This is a genomic window from Streptomyces sp. NPDC088732 (assembly GCF_044751205.1).
GTDB lineage: Bacteria > Actinomycetota > Actinomycetes > Streptomycetales > Streptomycetaceae > Actinacidiphila.
On sequence record NZ_JBIVLI010000006.1, the window covers coordinates 277,671 to 294,024 of the forward strand.

General features: G+C 72.8%; 13 protein-coding genes. 8 read left to right on the plus strand and 5 right to left on the minus strand.

Going from position 1 to position 16,354, the window contains the following annotated elements; translation table 11 throughout:
- The first annotated feature begins 24 nt into the window (after positions 1 to 24).
- From ACIP9H_RS13510 to pgi, 4 genes are all read left to right on the plus strand, one after another.
- Positions 25 to 1,005, plus strand: coding sequence for an N-acetylglucosamine kinase (locus tag ACIP9H_RS13510; RefSeq protein WP_401584461.1), 981 nt, complete (start codon positions 25 to 27; stop codon positions 1,003 to 1,005).
- A gap of 71 nt (positions 1,006 to 1,076) precedes the next feature.
- Positions 1,077 to 1,844, plus strand: coding sequence for a sugar isomerase domain-containing protein (locus tag ACIP9H_RS13515; RefSeq protein ID WP_401959123.1), 768 nt, complete (start codon positions 1,077 to 1,079; stop codon positions 1,842 to 1,844).
- A 119-nt stretch (positions 1,845 to 1,963) separates the two neighbouring features.
- The gene (locus tag ACIP9H_RS13520) at positions 1,964 to 3,265 is read left to right on the plus strand and encodes an MFS transporter (RefSeq protein ID WP_401959124.1); all 1,302 of its coding nucleotides are present in this window, start codon (positions 1,964 to 1,966) and stop codon (positions 3,263 to 3,265) included.
- Complete coding sequence (pgi, locus tag ACIP9H_RS13525; RefSeq protein ID WP_401959125.1) at positions 3,265 to 4,947, plus strand: glucose-6-phosphate isomerase; 1,683 nt, start codon at positions 3,265 to 3,267, stop codon at positions 4,945 to 4,947. Before ACIP9H_RS13520 ends, pgi begins: the two co-directional genes overlap by 1 nt.
- Before the next feature lie 75 nt (positions 4,948 to 5,022).
- On the opposite strand, the gene pgl is transcribed toward pgi, so the two are convergent.
- From pgl to tkt, 5 genes are read right to left on the minus strand one after another with little or no spacing between them, the layout of a single operon-like run.
- On the minus strand, positions 5,023 to 5,805 hold the full coding sequence (gene pgl, locus ACIP9H_RS13530; protein ID WP_360912208.1) for a 6-phosphogluconolactonase: 783 nt from the start codon (positions 5,803 to 5,805) through the stop codon (positions 5,023 to 5,025).
- Positions 5,802 to 6,857, minus strand: a complete 1,056-nt coding sequence (gene opcA, locus ACIP9H_RS13535) for a glucose-6-phosphate dehydrogenase assembly protein OpcA (protein ID WP_401959126.1) — start codon at positions 6,855 to 6,857, stop codon at positions 5,802 to 5,804. The genes pgl and opcA overlap by 4 nt, the downstream gene beginning before the upstream one ends.
- The gene (gene zwf, locus ACIP9H_RS13540; protein WP_360912212.1) at positions 6,854 to 8,377 is read right to left on the minus strand and encodes a glucose-6-phosphate dehydrogenase; all 1,524 of its coding nucleotides are present in this window, start codon (positions 8,375 to 8,377) and stop codon (positions 6,854 to 6,856) included. The genes opcA and zwf overlap by 4 nt, the downstream gene beginning before the upstream one ends.
- Positions 8,378 to 8,382: 5 nt before the next feature.
- The gene (gene tal / locus ACIP9H_RS13545; protein ID WP_401584476.1) at positions 8,383 to 9,501 is read right to left on the minus strand and encodes a transaldolase; all 1,119 of its coding nucleotides are present in this window, start codon (positions 9,499 to 9,501) and stop codon (positions 8,383 to 8,385) included.
- Between the two features lie 40 nt (positions 9,502 to 9,541).
- On the minus strand, positions 9,542 to 11,644 hold the full coding sequence (gene tkt / locus ACIP9H_RS13550) for a transketolase (protein ID WP_401584478.1): 2,103 nt from the start codon (positions 11,642 to 11,644) through the stop codon (positions 9,542 to 9,544).
- 378 nt (positions 11,645 to 12,022) lie between these two features.
- On the opposite strand from tkt, the gene ACIP9H_RS13555 reads away from it, so the two are divergent.
- From ACIP9H_RS13555 to ACIP9H_RS13570, 4 genes are read left to right on the plus strand one after another with little or no spacing between them, the layout of a single operon-like run.
- On the plus strand, positions 12,023 to 12,967 hold the full coding sequence (locus ACIP9H_RS13555; RefSeq protein ID WP_401584481.1) for a heme o synthase: 945 nt from the start codon (positions 12,023 to 12,025) through the stop codon (positions 12,965 to 12,967).
- Between the two features lie 24 nt (positions 12,968 to 12,991).
- Positions 12,992 to 13,351 (plus strand): hypothetical protein, encoded by a 360-nt coding sequence (locus tag ACIP9H_RS13560; protein WP_401959129.1) that lies wholly within the window; start codon positions 12,992 to 12,994, stop codon positions 13,349 to 13,351.
- Between the two features lie 23 nt (positions 13,352 to 13,374).
- Positions 13,375 to 14,805, plus strand: coding sequence for a glutamine synthetase family protein (locus ACIP9H_RS13565; protein WP_401959130.1), 1,431 nt, complete (start codon positions 13,375 to 13,377; stop codon positions 14,803 to 14,805).
- The gene (locus tag ACIP9H_RS13570; protein ID WP_401584756.1) at positions 14,802 to 15,914 is read left to right on the plus strand and encodes an amidohydrolase family protein; all 1,113 of its coding nucleotides are present in this window, start codon (positions 14,802 to 14,804) and stop codon (positions 15,912 to 15,914) included. Before ACIP9H_RS13565 ends, ACIP9H_RS13570 begins: the two co-directional genes overlap by 4 nt.
- Positions 15,915 to 16,354 lie beyond the last annotated feature (440 nt).

Below are 16,354 nucleotides of genomic sequence, written 5' to 3' on the forward strand. Positions count from 1 at the left end.
TAACGGGAACGTATACTCGCGGTTGTGGCTCTGGTGATCGGCATCGATGCGGGCGGAACGCGGACCCGGGCGTATCTCGCCGACGCGGCTTCCGAGGGGCGGGTTCTCGGCGAGGGCGAGGGCGGCCCCGGCAATGCGATGAGCGTCGAACGGGTGGCGCTCACCCAGCACCTCGCGGACGCGCTCAGGAGCGCGGTCCCGGACGACCGCAAGGGCGAGGTCGCGGCCGTCGTCGGCGGCTTCGCCGGCGCCGCCCTGGACACCGGTCCCGAGGTCGGGCGCCGGCTCGCCGCGTCCTGTCTGCGGGCCGCGCTGGACAGCACGGGGATCGGCGCGCTGGACGTGACCGTGTGCGGCGACATCGAGGTCGCCTTCGCCTCCGCCCCCGGGGTCCCCTCCGACGGCCTGGCGCTGGTCGCCGGCACCGGCGCGGTCGCCGCCCGGATCGAGAAGCGCCGCCAGAGCCTGCTGGCGGACGGCAACGGCTGGCTCATCGGCGACGAGGGCAGCGGATTCTGGCTCGGCCGCGAGGTGATGCGCGCCGCGGTGCGCGCCCTGGACGGCCGGGGCCCCTGGACGACGCTCGTCGAGGCCGTCCTGTGCCACTACCTGGACTCCCCGGGCGGCCCGTACCTGGCCCAGGAGCGCCCCAGCGACCACGAGTGCCATGTGCTGCGCAACCGCCTGGTGCCGCATGTCTACGCCGAGCCGCCGGTCCGTCTGGCCCGGCTGAGCCCGCTGGCGGTCGCCGCCGACCGCGACGGCGACGAGGTGGCCGGCAACCTGCTGGACGACGCCGCCGACGAGCTCGCGGCGACCGTCGCCGCCCTCGATCCGCAGGCCGGCGAGCCGCTGGTCGTCACCGGCGGCCTGCTGGGCCCCTCGGGACCGCTGCTGGGAAGGGTGTCGGCGCGCGCGGAGGAGATGGACCTGCACGTCCTGCCGGTGCAGGACGGCGGCGCGGGCGCCTTGGCGCTGGCCCGCATGCAGGTGCAGGGGGATTGACGTGGACTAGACCTCTCGTCCATCGTTGCCGTGGACATCCACTGGATCACCGGACTCAGGGGGAACCGGCCATGGCCGACGACGTGACGACGAGTGCTGCCCGGTTCGCCGAGGAGGCCCGTGCCGCCATCGACCGGGTGATCGGGGCCAACCGGGACTCGGTGGCGGCGGCGGCCCGGCTGATCGCCGACTGCGTGGCCGCCGACGGCATCCTCCAGGCCTTCGGCACCGGGCACTCGCAGGCCACCGCGCTGGAGATCTCCGGCCGGGCCGGCGGACTCATCCCCACCAACCGCATCGCGCTGAACGACCTCGTGCTGCGCGGCGGCGACGACCGCTCGGTGCTCACCGACCCCCTGCTGGAGCGCTCCCCGGGCCTGGCCAAGCGGTTGTACGAGCTGACCGCGCCGCGGCCGGGCGACCTGTTCGTGATCATCTCCAACTCCGGGGTCAACAACTCGATCGTGGACATGGCCCTGCACGTCAAGGCCCAGGGCCACCCCCTGATCGCGATCACCTCGCTGGAACACACCCGCGCCGTGCCCGCGCTGCACCCCAGCGGCAAGCGGCTGGCCGACCTCGCCGACGCGGTCCTCGACAACGGCGCCCCCTACGGTGACGCGCTGCTGCCGCTGCCCGGCGGCGGGGCGCTGTGCGGGGTCTCCACCATCACCTCCGCGATGCTCGTCCAGATGACGGTGGCCGAGGCGGTGGGCCTGCTCACCGCGGAGGGCCACGAGGCGCCGGTGTACGTCTCGGCGAACGTGCCGGGCGGCTTCGAGCGCAACCTCGTCCTGGAGCAGCACTACGGGGAGCGACTGCACCGCGCCGGGGCCTGATCCCCTCCGACCTGCCCTGGTTCGCGCCCATCCGCCTTCCGACCTGCGGGGACGGTGCGTTGTCAGTGGGTCCCGCTACGGTCTGTGACAGTTGATCGCAGACGAGTGGGGGGATCCGCATGACGGCCGTGACCATGGGCGCGGGGGAGCGCGCGCCCGCCTGGCGGGGCGGGTTCGGGCGGTTGTGGACGGCCGCGGCCGTCTCGCGCTTCGGCGACGGGCTGCGCGGCGCGGCCCTGCCGCTGCTCGCGGTCGGGCTCACCGACTCGCCGCTGCTGGTGTCCCTCGTCACCGCGGCCGGGTTCCTGCCCTGGCTGTTCTTCGGCCTGCTGGGCGGTGCCGTCGCCGACCGCGTGGACCAGCGGCGGGCCATGTGGGCGGTGGACGCGCTGCGCGCAGTGCTCGTGGCGGCCTTCGCGGTGGCCGTCGGGCTGGGCGCGGCGAGCATCGGGCTGCTGCTCGTCCTGGCCTTCGCGCTGACCACGCTGCAGACGCTCTTCGACAATGCCGCGACCGCCCTGCTGCCCTCCGTGGTCCCCGGGGAGGCGCTGGGGCGCGCCAACGCCCGGCTGATGACCGGCCAGACGGTGGCGGGCACCTTCCTCGGCGCCCCGCTGGTGCCCGTGCTGCTCGGCCTGGCGGCCGCCCTGCCGTTCGCCGTGGACGCCGTGACCTACGCCGCCGCGGCGGTCCTGGTCGCCTCGCTGCGGCGGCCCGCGCCCGTCCGCCCGGCGCGCGCCGCGGGAGCCACACTGCGGCAGGACATCGCCGAGGGGATACGGGTCCTGCGGCGGGACCGGGTCCTGCGGGCGGTGTGCGCGGCCAACACCGTCGCCAACACCGGCGTCGGGGCCGTCATCGCCACCCTGGTGCTCCTGGTCACCGGCCCGCTGCACGCCGGGCACGCAGGCTACGTCGCCGTCCTCCTCGCGTACGGCGCGGGCAGCGTGGCCGGGGGAGCGCTCGCCGGACGATGGTCCGCGCTGCTCGGCGGGCGCGGCCGGGCGCTGATACCCGGGCTCGCCGTCCAGGCCGGCTGCCTGGTCGTGCTCGGCACAGTGCGCTCGCTCCCGGTCGCCGTCACCGTCATGGCGGTGTTCGGCGCACTGGGAATGATCTGGAACGTCAACGAGACGACGCTCGTCCAGCGACGCACCCCCGAGGCCCTGTTGGGCCGGGTGAGCGCCGCCATGCGGACCCTGGCCGTGGCCGGGGCGCCGTTGGGCGCCCTGATGGGCGGCGCCGCCACCGAGGCGTGGGGTCCGGGCACCGCGCCGCTGCTGGCCGCCGTGCTGTTCGGGTGCGCGTTGGCCATGCTGACACCGGTCGTCACCGCGCCGGACACCGGGGGTGAATCTCCTCCGACGCCGGGATCAACTAGTTTGGACCTGCAGCATGGAGGACGAGGAGAAGTGGACTGATGTCCGGAACCAACACGCAGGGCCGTACCCGTCTCGACCAGCGACCGGAGTGGCAGGCGCTCGCCAGGCACCGTGAGGAGCTGGGCTCGGCCCACCTGCGGGAGCTGTTCGCCGCCGACCCCGACCGCGCCGAGCGCTACACCCTCCAGGTGGGCGACCTCTATCTGGACTACTCCAAGAACCTGGTGACCGACGAGACGCTGAGCCTGCTGCGCGAACTGGCGGCCGCCTCGGGCGTCACCGAGCTGCGGGACGCGATGTTCCGCGGCGAGCGCATCAACGTGACCGAGAACCGCGCGGTGCTCCACACGGCGCTGCGGGCCCCGGAGTCGTCCGTGGTGGAGGTCGACGGGGAGGACGTCGTCCCCGCCGTCCACCAGGTGCTCAGGAAGATGGCTGACTTCGCCGGCGCCGTGCGCTCCGGCAAGTGGGTCGGGTCGACCGGACGCCGCATCAAGAACGTGGTGAACATCGGCATCGGCGGTTCCGACCTCGGTCCCGCCATGGCCTACGAGGCCCTGCGGGCCTACAGCGACCGCTCGCTGACCTTCCGTTTCGTCTCCAACGTGGACGGCTCGGACCTGCACGAGGCCGTGCGCGACCTGGACCCGGCGGAGACGCTGTTCATCGTCGCGTCCAAGACCTTCACCACCATCGAGACCATCACCAACGCCACCTCCGCGCGCGAGTGGCTGCTGGACGGCCTCGGCAAGAGCGGCACCCAGGCGGATGCCGAGGACTCGCCGGTCCGGTTCCACTTCGTGGCGCTGTCCACCAACGCGGACGAGGTCTCCAAGTTCGGCATCGACACGGCCAACATGTTCGAGTTCTGGGACTGGGTCGGCGGGCGCTACTCGTACGACTCCGCCATCGGCCTGTCGCTGATGATCGCCATCGGCCCGGACCACTTCCGCGAGATGCTGGCCGGCTTCCACCTGGTCGACGAGCACTTCCGCACCGCCCCGCCGGAGCGGAACGTCCCCATGGTGCTGGGCCTGCTCGGCGTCTGGTACGGCCAGTTCTTCGACGCCCAGTCGCACGCGGTGCTGCCCTACAGCCACTACCTGTCGAAGTTCCCGGCCTACCTCCAGCAGCTGGACATGGAGTCCAACGGCAAGTCCGTGGACCGGGACGGAAACCCCGTCACCTGGCAGACCGGCCCGGTCGTCTGGGGCACGCCCGGCACCAACGGCCAGCACGCCTACTACCAGCTGCTGCACCAGGGCACGAAGTTCATCCCCGCGGACTTCATCGGCTTCGCCCGGCCGCTGGGCGAGCTCGAACCGCGGCTGGCCGGCCAGCACGACCTGCTGATGGCGAACTTCTTCGCCCAGACCCAGGCGCTGGCCTTCGGCAAGACCGGTGACGAGGTCCGTGCCGAGGGCGTGGCCGAGGAGCAGGTGCCGCACCGCACCTTCCGCGGCAACCACCCGACCACCACCATCCTGGCGACCGAGCTGACGCCCTCGGTGCTGGGCCAGCTCGTGGCGCTGTACGAGCAGAAGGTCTTCGTGCAGGGCGCGGTCTGGAACATCGACTCCTTCGACCAGTGGGGTGTCGAACTCGGCAAGGTCCTGGCCAAGCGTCTGGAGCCCGCTCTGACCGAGGGCGCGGACGTCCCGGGCCTCGACGCGTCCACCAAGGGCCTGGTCGCCGACTACCGCGTGCTGCGCGGCCGCTGACACACCAAGAACGCCGGGCGGGACCCTCGGGGAGGGACCCGCCCGGCGTTCGTGTTCCGGACCGTACGGCGACGCCTACAGCGACGCCGGCGGGTAGAGCTGCGGAGGCAGCTTCGCCGCCGCGGTGCGGTCCAGCAGCCACAGCGTGCGCGACCGGCCGCGGGCGCCCGCGGCCGGGGCCTGGATCTCGCCGGACCCCGACAGGGCGACGGCGACGGCACCGGCCTTGTCCTCCCCGGCGGCCAGCAGCCACACCTCGCGGGCGGCGCGGATCGCGGGGAGGGTGAGCGAGACGCGCGTCGGCGGCGGCTTCGGCGAGCCGTGGACGCCGACGACGGTGCGCTCGGTCTCGCGGACCCCCGGGTGCCCGGGGAAGAGCGAGGCCACATGGGTGTCCGGTCCGACGCCCAGCATCAGGACGTCGAAGGACGGCACCCGGGCGTGGTCCTCCGGGCCCGCGGCCCGCGCGAGCTCCTCGGCGTACGCCTCGGCCGCCGCGTCCGCGTCGTTGCCGTACGGGCCGTCCGACACGGGCATGGTGTGCACCCGCGCCGGGTCGACCGGGACGGCGTCGAGCAGGGCCTCCCGGGCCTGGGTGTCGTTGCGGTCCGGGTCGCCCTCGGGCAGGAACCGCTCGTCGCCCCACCACAGGTCCAGCCGCGCCCAGTCGACGGCGTCCCGGGCCGGGGAGCCGGCCAGTGCCGCGAGCAGGGCGTTGCCGTTGCGGCCGCCGGTCAGGACGACCGAGGCGGTGCCCCGGGCGGCCTGGGCGTCGACGACCCGCGTGATCAGCCGGGCCGCCACGGCCTGCGCCATCAGCTCCTTGTCCCGGTGGACCACGACCTGGGGTGCGCTCACTTGGCCGCCGCCTTCTTGCCCGCGGTGGCCTCGCCGGACCCGGCCCCGGCGTCGCCGCCCTTGCCGGCCGCTGCGTCCGCCTCGGCGATGCGCTGCTCCGCCTCGTCGGGGGTCACCGTCTCCTCGTCCTCGGCCAGCCGGTCCACGCCGAACTTGACTGCGGCCGCGTAGGCCTCGTCCGGGTCGAGCCGGCGCAGTTCCTCGGCGATCAGGTCCGAGGTGGCCCGGCGCTGGAGTGCGACGTGCCGGTCGGGCTGGCCGGGGATGGCCAGTTCGGCCAGCGAGCCGCTGGGCCGGTCCAGGCAGACCTCGCCCTCGGAGGTCGCCAGCCGCACCGCGGTGATCCCGGGGCCCTCGGACACCTTGCGGCGGACCGGGACGCCCAGCCGCCGCGCGAGCCACAGCCCGAGCAGTTCCGTGCTCGGGTTGTCGGCCTCGCCCTCGACGACGGCGCCCTTGACCGCGGCCTGCTTCTGGTCCAGCGCCGCGGCGAGCACGCTGCGCCACGGGGTGATGCGGGTCCAGGCCAGGTCCGTGTCGCCGGGGGTGTAGGTCTCGGCCCGCAGCCCGAGGGACGCCACCGGGTCCTCGGTCTGTGCCGCGTCGGTGATCCGGCGCTGGGCGAGCGCGCCCAGCGGGTCCGCCGCGGGGTTCGCCGGAGCCTCGTCCGGCCACCAGACCACGACCGGCGCGTCGGGCAGCAGCAGCGGCAGGACGACGCTCTCGGCGTGGTCGGCGAGTTCGCCGTGCAGCCGCAGCAGCACGGTCTCGCCGATGCCGGTCTCGCCGCCGACCCGCACCTCGGCGTCCAGGCGGGCGCTCTTGCGCTCGCGCGGGGAGCGGCCGGGCCGCTTGATGACCACCAGGATGCGCGAGGGGTGCTCGCGCGAGGCGTCGGAGGCGGACTTGAGCGCGTCGTAGTGGTTGCCCTCGTCCGTCACTATGACCAGGGTCAGCACCATGCCGACGGCCGGACTGCCGGTCGCCCGCCGCGCCTTGACGAGCGCGGAGTTGATCTTGCTGGAGGTGGTCTCCGTGAGGTCGATGTTCATGGCCGGCGCCAGCTCCTGCCGTCTCGTGCGAGCATCTCGTCCGCCGCGTGGGGACCCCAGGTGCCCGCCGTGTACTGCTCGGGCTTGCCGTGCCGGTCCCAGTACTCCTCGATCGGGTCGAGGATGTGCCAGGACTGCTCGACCTCCTGGGTGCGGGGGAAGAGGTTCGCGTCGCCGAGCAGCACATCGAGGATGAGCCGCTCGTACGCCTCCGGGCTGGACTCGGTGAAGGACTCGCCGTAGGCGAAGTCCATCGTCACGTCCCGGATCTCCATCGAGGTGCCCGGCACCTTCGAGCCGAACCGGATGGTGATGCCCTCGTCCGGCTGCACACGGATGACCAGGGCGTTCTGCCCCAGCTCCTCGGTCGCGGTGTTGTCGAACGGCGAGTGCGGGGCGCGCTGGAAGACCACCGCGATCTCCGTCACCCGGCGGCCGAGCCGCTTGCCGGTGCGCAGGTAGAAGGGGACGCCCGCCCAGCGGCGGTTGTCGATCTCCAGCTTGATGGCGGCGTAGGTGTCGGTCTTGGACTTGGGGTCGATGCCCTCCTCCTCCAGGTAGCCGAGCACCTCCTCGCCGCCCTGCCACCCGTGCGCGTACTGGCCGCGCACCGTGTGCTTGCCGAGGTCGGCGGGGAGCTTGACCGCCTGCAGGACCTTGAGCTTCTCCTGCACGAGCGAGCTCGCCTCGAAGGAGGCGGGCTCCTCCATGGCGGTCAGCGCCATCAGCTGGAGCAGGTGGTTCTGGATGACGTCGCGTGCGGCGCCGATGCCGTCGTAGTAGCCCGCGCGACCGCCGATGCCGATGTCCTCGGCCATGGTGATCTGCACGTGGTCGACGTAACTGCGGTTCCACAGCGGCTCGAACATCGTGTTGGCGAAGCGCAGCGCCAGGATGTTCTGGACCGTCTCCTTGCCCAGGTAGTGGTCGATGCGGAAGACGTCCTGGGAGCGGAAGACCTGGTGGACGACGCGGTTGAGCTCCTGCGCGCTGGCCAGGTCGTGCCCGAAGGGCTTCTCGATGACCGCCCGCCGCCACGAGCCCTCGGGGGGCTCGGACAGCCGGTGCTTCTTGAGCTGCTGCACCACGCTCGGGAAGAACTTGGGCGGCACGGAGAGGTAGAAGGCGAAGTTGCCGCCCGTGCCCCGGGCCTTGTCCAGCTCCTCCACGGTGGCGCGGAGCTTCTCGAACGCCTCGTCGTCGCCGAAGTCGCCGGGCACGAAGCGCATGCCTTCGGCGAGCTGCTGCCACACCTCCTCGCGGAAGGGGGTGCGCGCGTGCTCCTTGACGGCGTCGTGCACGACCTGGGCGAAGTCCTCGTCCGCCCAGTCGCGGCGGGCGAAGCCGACGAGCGAGAAGCCCGGCGGCAGCAGCCCGCGGTTGGCGAGGTCGTAGATGGCGGGCATCAGCTTTTTGCGTGACAAATCGCCCGTGACCCCGAAGATCACCAGGCCCGACGGCCCCGCGATACGCGGGAGCCGCCGGTCCACCGGGTCACGCAGCGGGTTGGCGCTGCTCAACGTGGTTACGCCTCCTTCGGCGCCAGGCGCTCGAGCTCCGCCTTGGTCGAGTCCAGCAGCTCGTTCCAGGACGTCTCGAACTTCTCGACGCCCTCGTCCTCCAGCAGCTGGACGACGTCGTCGTACGAGATGCCGAGCGCGCCGATCGCCTCGAGCTCGGCCTTGGCCTGCGCGTACGTGCCGCGGATGGTGTCGCCGGTGATCTCGCCGTGGTCGGCGACGGCGTCCAGCGTGGCCTCCGGCATGGTGTTGACGATGCCGGGCGCGACCAGCTCGGTCACGTACATGGTGTCCGGGTAGGCCGGGTCCTTCACGCCGGTGGAGGCCCACAGCGGGCGCTGCTTGTGCGCGCCGTCGTGCTCCAGGGCGGTCCAGCGGTCGGAGGAGAAGACCTCCTCGTAGGCCTCGTACGCCAGGCGGGCGTTGGCGATGGCGGCCTTGCCCTTGAGGGCCTTGGCCTCGTCGGTGCCGATCTTCTCCAGGCGCTTGTCGATCTCGGTGTCCACGCGGGACACGAAGAAGGACGCCACGGAACGGATCAGGGACAGGTCCAGGCCCGCGGCCTTCGCCTTCTCCAGACCGGTCAGGTAGGCGTCCATGACCTCGCGGTAGCGCTCCAGCGAGAAGATCAGCGTGACGTTGACGCTGATGCCCTTGCCGATCACCTCGGCGATGGCCGGCAGGCCCGCCTTGGTCGCCGGGATCTTGATCAGGGTGTTGGGGCGGTCCACCAGCCAGGCGAGCTGCTTGGCCTCGGCGATGGTCGCGGCGGTGTTGTGGGCCAGCCGCGGGTCGACCTCGATCGACACGCGGCCGTCCTGGCCGCCCGTCGCGTCGTACACCGGGCGCAGCACATCGGCGGCGTCCCGGACGTCGGCGGTGGTGATCATGCGCAGGGCCTCGTCCACCGTCAGCCGGCGGGCGGCGAGGTCGGTCACCTGCGGCTCGTAGCCGTCACCGCCGGCGATCGCCTTCTGGAAGATGGACGGATTGGTGGTCACGCCCACCACGTGGCTCTGGTCCAGGAGCTCGGCCAGGTTGCCGGAGGTGATCCGCTTGCGGGACAGGTCGTCGAGCCAGATCGCCACGCCCTCGTCGGAGAGGCGCCTGAGTGCGTCTGTCATGAGTCTTGCATCTCCTCGATACGTCGTATGCGTCTGTGCGTCAGCGGGTCGCGGCGGCGATCGAGTCGCGCGCGGCGGCGGCGACCGCCTCGGAGGTCAGGCCGAACTCGCGGTAGAGGACCTTGTAATCGGCGCTTGCCCCGAAGTGCTCCAGGGACACAATCCGGCCCGCGTCCCCGACGAAGCGGTACCAGGTCAGGGCGATGCCCGCCTCGACGGCGACCCGCGCCTTGACGTCCGGCAGGAGGACGCTGTCGCGGTAGGCCTGGTCCTGCTCCTCGAACCACTCCACGGACGGCATGGACACGACGCGCGCCTGGATCCCTTCGCTCTGGAGCTGCTCGCGGGCCTCGACGGCCAGCTGCACCTCGGAGCCGGTGGCGATCAGGATGACCTGCGGACGGCCGCCCTCGGCGTCCAGGAGTACGTAGCCGCCCTTCGCCGCGTTCACGTCGGCCGGGTACGTCGGCACGTTCTGCCGGGTGAGCGCCAGGCCGTGCGGGGCGGGCTTGGCCGTGTGGCGGCGCGTGATCTCCGCCCAGACGATCGCGGTCTCGTTGGCGTCGGCCGGCCGGACCACGTTCAGGCCCGGGATGGCGCGCAGCGCGGACAGGTGCTCGACCGGCTGGTGGGTCGGGCCGTCCTCGCCGAGACCGATGGAGTCGTGCGTCCACACGTAGGTGGTCGGCAGCTTCATGAGCGCGGCCAGACGCACGGCCGGGCGCATGTAGTCGGAGAAGACCAGGAAGGTGCCGCCGTAGATACGGGTGTTGCCGTGCAGCGCGATGCCGTTCATCGTCGAGCCCATGGCGTGCTCGCGGATGCCGTAGTGCACCGTGCGGCCGTACGGGTTCGCCTCCGGCAGCGGGTTGTCCGCCGGGAGGAAGGACGACGAGGCGTCGATGGTCGTGTTGTTCGAGCCGGCCAGGTCGGCGGAGCCGCCCCACAGCTCGGGCAGGACGGAGCCGAGCGCCTTGAGCACCTCACCGGAGGCCTTGCGGGTCGCGACGGCCTTGCCCGCGGGGAACTCCGGGATGGCCTCTTCCCAGCCGGCCGGCAGCTCGCCCGCCTGGATGCGGTCGAGGGTCGCGGCCCGCTCGGGGTTGGCCGCGCGCCACTCCTCGAAGCGCTTGGTCCACTCCGCGTGCGCCTCGCGGCCGCGGTCGCCGACCTTGCGGGCGTGCGCCAGGACCTCGGGCGCCACCTCGAAGTGCTGCTCCGGGTCGAAGCCGAGCACCTTCTTGGTCGCGGCGACCTCGGCCTCGCCGAGCGCCGAGCCGTGGGCGGCCTCGGTGTTCTGCGCGTTCGGGGCCGGCCAGGCGATGATCGTGCGGGCGGCGATGATCGACGGGCGGTCGGTGACGGCCTGCGCCGCCTTGAGCGCCGCGTGCAGCTCCTGGACGTCGAAGTCGCCGGAGGGCTGCTGCTCGATGCGCTGCACGTGCCAGCCGTAGGCCTCGTAGCGCTTGAGGACGTCCTCGGAGAAGGCGGTCGCGGTGTCGCCCTCGATGGAGATGTGGTTGTCGTCGTACAGCGCGACCAGGTTGCCGAGCTTCTGGTGGCCGGCCAGCGAGGAGGCCTCCGCGGAGATGCCCTCCTCCAGGTCGCCGTCGGAGACGATGGCCCAGATCGTGTGGTCGAACACCGACTCGCCGGGCGCCGCGTCCGGGTCGAACAGGCCGCGCTCGTAACGGGCGGCCATCGCCATGCCCACCGCGTTGCCGACACCCTGGCCGAGCGGGCCGGTGGTGGTCTCCACGCCGGTGGTGTGGCCGTGCTCCGGGTGGCCGGGGGTGCGCGAGTCCCAGGTGCGGAAGGCCTTCAGGTCGTCAAGTTCCAGTCCGTACCCGGACAGGAACAGCTGCGTGTACAGCGTCAGGGACGTGTGGCCGGGCGAGAGGACGAAGCGGTCCCGGCCCACCCACGAGGCGTCCGCGGGGTCGTGCCGCATCAGCTTCTGGAACAGCAGGTAGGCCGCGGGGGCCAGGCTCATCGCCGTCCCCGGATGGCCGTTGCCGACCTTCTGCACGGCATCCATTGCCAGGACACGCGCGGTGTCGACCGCACGCCCGTCCAGCTCGCTCCACTCCAGCTCGGTGGTCGCCTCGGTGCTCACCTGAGAGGGCTCCTCTCCACATGTCATACGCCGGTGACGAAGTGCACACCGGGCGTTGCCGAGCCTACCCCCGCAAGGGTGTGCGCCTTTTCGAATGTCGGCGCGGTGGGCTCGTCGCCACGGGCAACCGACGCACGGGCAGGCGCATTCCCACCCGGTACCGGCGCTGTCACCAGCGTGCCCCGCCCGGCGTCACTTCGCCTGTTGAAGCGTTCCGCAGCCTGCCGCAGCCCGCTGAACCCCCGTTGAACGCCGGGCACGGCCAGGTGGCCCGGCCCTTGCGCCGGGGAGACGCTCCGGCGTCAACACGTGGCACCCCCGGCGCGGTCGGAGTATCCGCTACGTCTAGAGTGGCGTGGTACGCGCAAGCGGAGCCGCTTGCTGGACTTTTCCTCAGGGGTGTTCGTGACGGCCGTCGAATCCCGGCCCGCCGGAGCCATCGGGTCGATCAACGGTCACCGGCCGTTCGGGGCCCGCGTGATGGCGTTCGTGGCGCTGACCAAGCCGCGCATCATCGAGCTGCTGCTCATCACGACGGTTCCGGTCATGTTCCTCGCGGCCGGTGGCGTACCCGATCTGTGGCTCGTCGCGGCGACGATGATCGGCGGCTACATGTCCGCCGGTGGCGCCAACGCGCTGAACATGTACATCGACCGCGACATCGACGCGCTCATGCACCGAACGGAGCAGCGCCCGCTGGTCACCGGCATGGTCGCGCCCTGGGAGTGCCTGGTCTTCGGCATCGCCCTGTCGGTGGTGTCGACCGCGTGGTTCTGGGTGCTGGTCAACCCGCTGTCGGCCGTGCTGTCGGTGGCGGCCATCCTCTATTACGTCTTCGTCTACACCCTGGGCCTGAAGCGCCGTACCGCGCAGAACATCGTGTGGGGCGGCATCGCCGGCTGCATGCAGGTGCTCATCGGCTGGTCCGCGGTGCGCGACGAACTGGCGTGGGCGCCCTTCGTCCTCTTCCTCGTCCTCTTCTTCTGGACGCCGCCGCACTACTGGCCGCTGTCGATGAAGGTCAAGGACGACTACGCGCGTGTGGGCGTCCCCATGCTGCCGGTGGTCGCGGGCAATGTGGTGGTCGGCCGGCAGATCGTCCTCTACAGCTGGGCGATGGTGCTGGTGTCCCTCACCCTGTGGTGGCCGCTGGGCGCCGCGAGCTGGTTCTACGGGGCGGCCGCCGTGCTGCTCGGGGCCTTCTGGCTCGTCGAGGCGCACGCCCTGTACGGGCGGGCCAAGGCGGGCGTGGCCGGGGCCAAGCTCAAGGAGATGCGGCTGTTCCACTGGTCCATCACCTACGCGACGCTGCTGTTCGTGGCCGTCGCCGTGGACCCCTTCCTCCGCTGATTACCGGCGGGTAGCATTCCTGTCATGGCAGACACCCAGGCAGCAGACACCTCCGTCGCCGACCCGAGGGCGCAGGCCCGCGCCGAGCGCCGGGCCGCCCGGCTGGCCCGGCAGATCGAGCGGTTCGCCACCGGCCACGGCGGTGCCGAGGGCCAGCTCGCGTACATCGGCAAGGCCGGCACCCGGATCGTGCTGGTGGGCGAGGACGGCGGCTGGGGCGATCTCGTCGCCCCCACCTTCGGCATCGCGCGGCGTGCCGTGGAGCTCTCCGGCACCACGCTGCACGAGTCCTTCGACGGCGACCTCGCCGCCAAGGTGCGCACCGGCCGCTACGAGTGGCGGCGCATGGCCGGCATCCAGATCGGCGGCCCCGCCAACACCTGACGCACGGCCCGCCCGTTAGGACCATGGAACGGATCCGGAACGGCGGGCAGTACGAGGAGGCGTGTGCGGTGGACGCGGCAGAACGGGACGAACGGCGGCTGACGGCCCGGCAGGACGCGGCGCGGCTCACCGCCGACGGCGTGCGGGCCGTCGTGGTGAGCTGGGTCGACAACGCGGGCATCAGCCGGGCCAAGACCGTGCCCACCACCCGGCTCGCGCAGGCGGCGCACCGCGGGATCGGCATGTCACCGGTCTTCGACGTCTTCACCTCCGACGACTTCGTCACCACCTCCGAGCACATCGGGGGCCCCGACGGCGACCTGCGGCTCTTCCCCGACCTCGACCGGCTCACCGTGCTGGCCGCGCAACCCGGCTGGGCGTGGGCCCCGGCCGACCGCTACGACCAGCAGGGACGCCCGCACCCCGCCTGCCAGCGGCAGTTCGCCCGGCGCATGGCCGCCCGTGCCGCCGGGCACGGGCTGGAACTGCGGATGGGCTTCGAGACCGAGTGGACCGTCGTCCGTGACGACCACCACATCCCTGCGGACGGCAAGAGGGGTCCACGGACGGGTGACTTCGCGGGCCGCGGTCCCGCGTACGGACTGACCCGGGTCACCGAGCAGTCCGCGTACCTGCTCGCCCTCCACGACGCCCTCGACGCGCAGCGCGTGGAGGTCCTCCAGATCCACCCCGAGTACGCGCCCGGGCAGTTCGAGGTCTCCACCGCGCCCGCCGACCCCGTCCGGGCGGCCGACGACCTCGTCCTGGTCCGCGAGACCGTACGGGCCGTCAGCGCGGCCCACGGACTGCGCGCCTCCTTCGCGCCGACCGTCGTCGCCGGCGAGGTCGGCAACGGCTGCCACCTGCACCTGAGCCTGCGTGAGCACGGGCACAACCTGCACCGCGACCCCACCGGCCGGTACGGTCTCGCCGCGACCGCGGACACCTTCCTCGGCGCCGTCCTGGACGCCCTGCCCGCGCTGTGCGCCATCGGCGCGCCCTCCCCGACGAGCTATCTGCGCCTGGTCCCCTCGCAGTGGGCCGGGGTGCACCGCTGCTGGGGCGTGGAGAACCGCGAGGCCGCGCTGCGCCTCGTACCCGGCGAGCCCGACGACCCCGACGGCGGGCACGCCGAACTCAAGCCGTTCGACGCCGCCGCCAACCCCTATCTGCTCGTGGGCGCAGTCATCGCGGCGGGCCTGCGCGGCGTGCTCGACGGCGGGCCCCCGCTGCCCGAACCGGTGACGGGCGACCCGGCCGCGCGCGGCGACCAGAAGCGGCTGCCGACCTCCCTGAGCGAGGCCGTCGCGCACTTCCTCCGCAACGAGGCGCTGCGCGAGGCGCTCGGCGAGGAACTGTGCGGCGCGATTGTGGCCGTACGGCGGGCCGAGTCCGAGGCACTGGCCGAACTCGGGCCCGACGAACTGGCCGAGGCCACCCGGTGGCGCTGGTGATCGAGCTGCCGCCGCTGGTCGACCAGCACTGCCACGGCATCGTCCGCGGCGACCTCGGCATCGCCTCCTTCGAGACGTATCTCACGGAGTCGGACGCCCCCGCCGCCCCCGGCACCACCTTCTTCGACACCCAGACCGGCTTCGCCGTACGCCGCTGGTGCCCGCCGCTGCTCGGGCTGGAGCCGCACTGCCCGCCCGCCCGCTACCTGGCCCGCCGCCGGGAACTCGGCGCGTACGAGACCGCGCGGCTGCTGCTGCGGGGCACCGGTATCGGGACGTACCTCGTGGACACCGGGCTGCCCGGCGACCTGCTGACGCCCGAGGAACTGGCCGCGGCCGGCGGCGGCGCCAACGCCCACGAGATCGTCCGGCTCGAACGGCTCGCGGAGCACGTGGCCGACGCGAGCGCCGGCGGGGAGACCTATGTCTCCGCTGTCGCGGAGGCCGTCCACGAGGCGGCGCGGACCGCCCTCGGCTTCAAGTCGATCGCCGCCTACCGGCACGGCCTCGCCCTCGCGCCCGAACCCCCGGACACCGCCGACGTGGCACGCGCGGCCACGGCCTGGCTCGGCGCGCGGCACGGACTCGGCAGCCGCCTCACCGACCCCGTCCTGCTGCGGCACCTGCTGTGGACGGCCGTCGCCACCGGCCTGCCCCTGCAACTGCACACCGGCTTCGGCGACCCCGACCTGCGCCTCGACCACGCCGACCCGGCGCTCCTCACGGACTTCGCCCGCGTGACCGCGGGCCTCGGCACGGACCTGGTGCTGCTGCACTGCTACCCGTACCACCGCCAGGCCGCCTACCTCGCGAATGTCTTCCCGCACGTCCACGCCGACGTGGGCCTCGCCCTCACCCACGTCGGCCCGCGGGCGGGCGCGGTGCTCGCGGAGTTCCTGGAGCTGGCGCCCTTCGGCAAGCTCCTCTTCTCGACGGACGCCTACGGCCTCCCCGAGCTCTACGTCGTGGGCGCCGAGGCGTTCCGCGGCGCGGTGCGCGAGGTGCTGGGCGGCTGGATCGCCGACGACGCGTGCTCGCCCGCGGACGCGCGGCGCGTGGCCGCGCTCATCGCGGCGGACAACGCCCGCCGCGTGTATCGGCTGCCCTGACGCGGCTTCGCGCCGGGGCGTGTGCCGGTCGGTGGCGGGGGAGTACCGCGCCCGAGGGTCCAAGCGGCCTGCGCCGCGGACGGGCCCGGCGGGGCTGTCGGTTGCCTTCCGGCAAGCTGTTGTTGCCGACGGGCGCCCGCGGGTGCCCCGCACTGTCCGCCCGCCGGCGTGTGTCGTGCGGCCGTGCCCATCGCCGCGGACAACGCTCGCTTCGGGGCACGGACGGCGCCGGGCACGGTGAGCGGTTCCTCGCGGAGCGACGGCTCCTTGAGCCGGCGCCCTTCGGCGAGCCGCTGTTCCATGCGGACTCCCCGGGGCGCGTTCCGGGGTGGCGACGGTGCCGCGTTCGGTGAGCGGTTGCCGGCGCAGCGGGCCTTCTTGGGGCGGGGACCTTCGGCAGGCTGCTGTGTTCGGCTGAGGCCCGTGCGCCGGGGTGGATT

Bases quoted from the DNA above. Each gene is read 5' to 3' on its own strand.
- tkt (WP_401584478.1), bottom strand. From the start codon at position 11,644: ATGACATGTGGAGAGGAGCCCTCTCAGGTGAGCACCGAGGCGACCACC.
- ACIP9H_RS13565 (WP_401959130.1), top strand. From the start codon at position 13,375: ATGGAACGGATCCGGAACGGCGGGCAGTACGAGGAGGCGTGTGCGGTG.
- opcA (WP_401959126.1), bottom strand. From the start codon at position 6,857: ATGAACATCGACCTCACGGAGACCACCTCCAGCAAGATCAACTCCGCG.
- ACIP9H_RS13560 (WP_401959129.1), top strand. From the start codon at position 12,992: ATGGCAGACACCCAGGCAGCAGACACCTCCGTCGCCGACCCGAGGGCG.
- tal (WP_401584476.1), bottom strand. From the start codon at position 9,501: ATGACAGACGCACTCAGGCGCCTCTCCGACGAGGGCGTGGCGATCTGG.
- pgi (WP_401959125.1), top strand. From the start codon at position 3,265: ATGTCCGGAACCAACACGCAGGGCCGTACCCGTCTCGACCAGCGACCG.
- ACIP9H_RS13515 (WP_401959123.1), top strand. From the start codon at position 1,077: ATGGCCGACGACGTGACGACGAGTGCTGCCCGGTTCGCCGAGGAGGCC.
- ACIP9H_RS13520 (WP_401959124.1), top strand. From the start codon at position 1,964: ATGACGGCCGTGACCATGGGCGCGGGGGAGCGCGCGCCCGCCTGGCGG.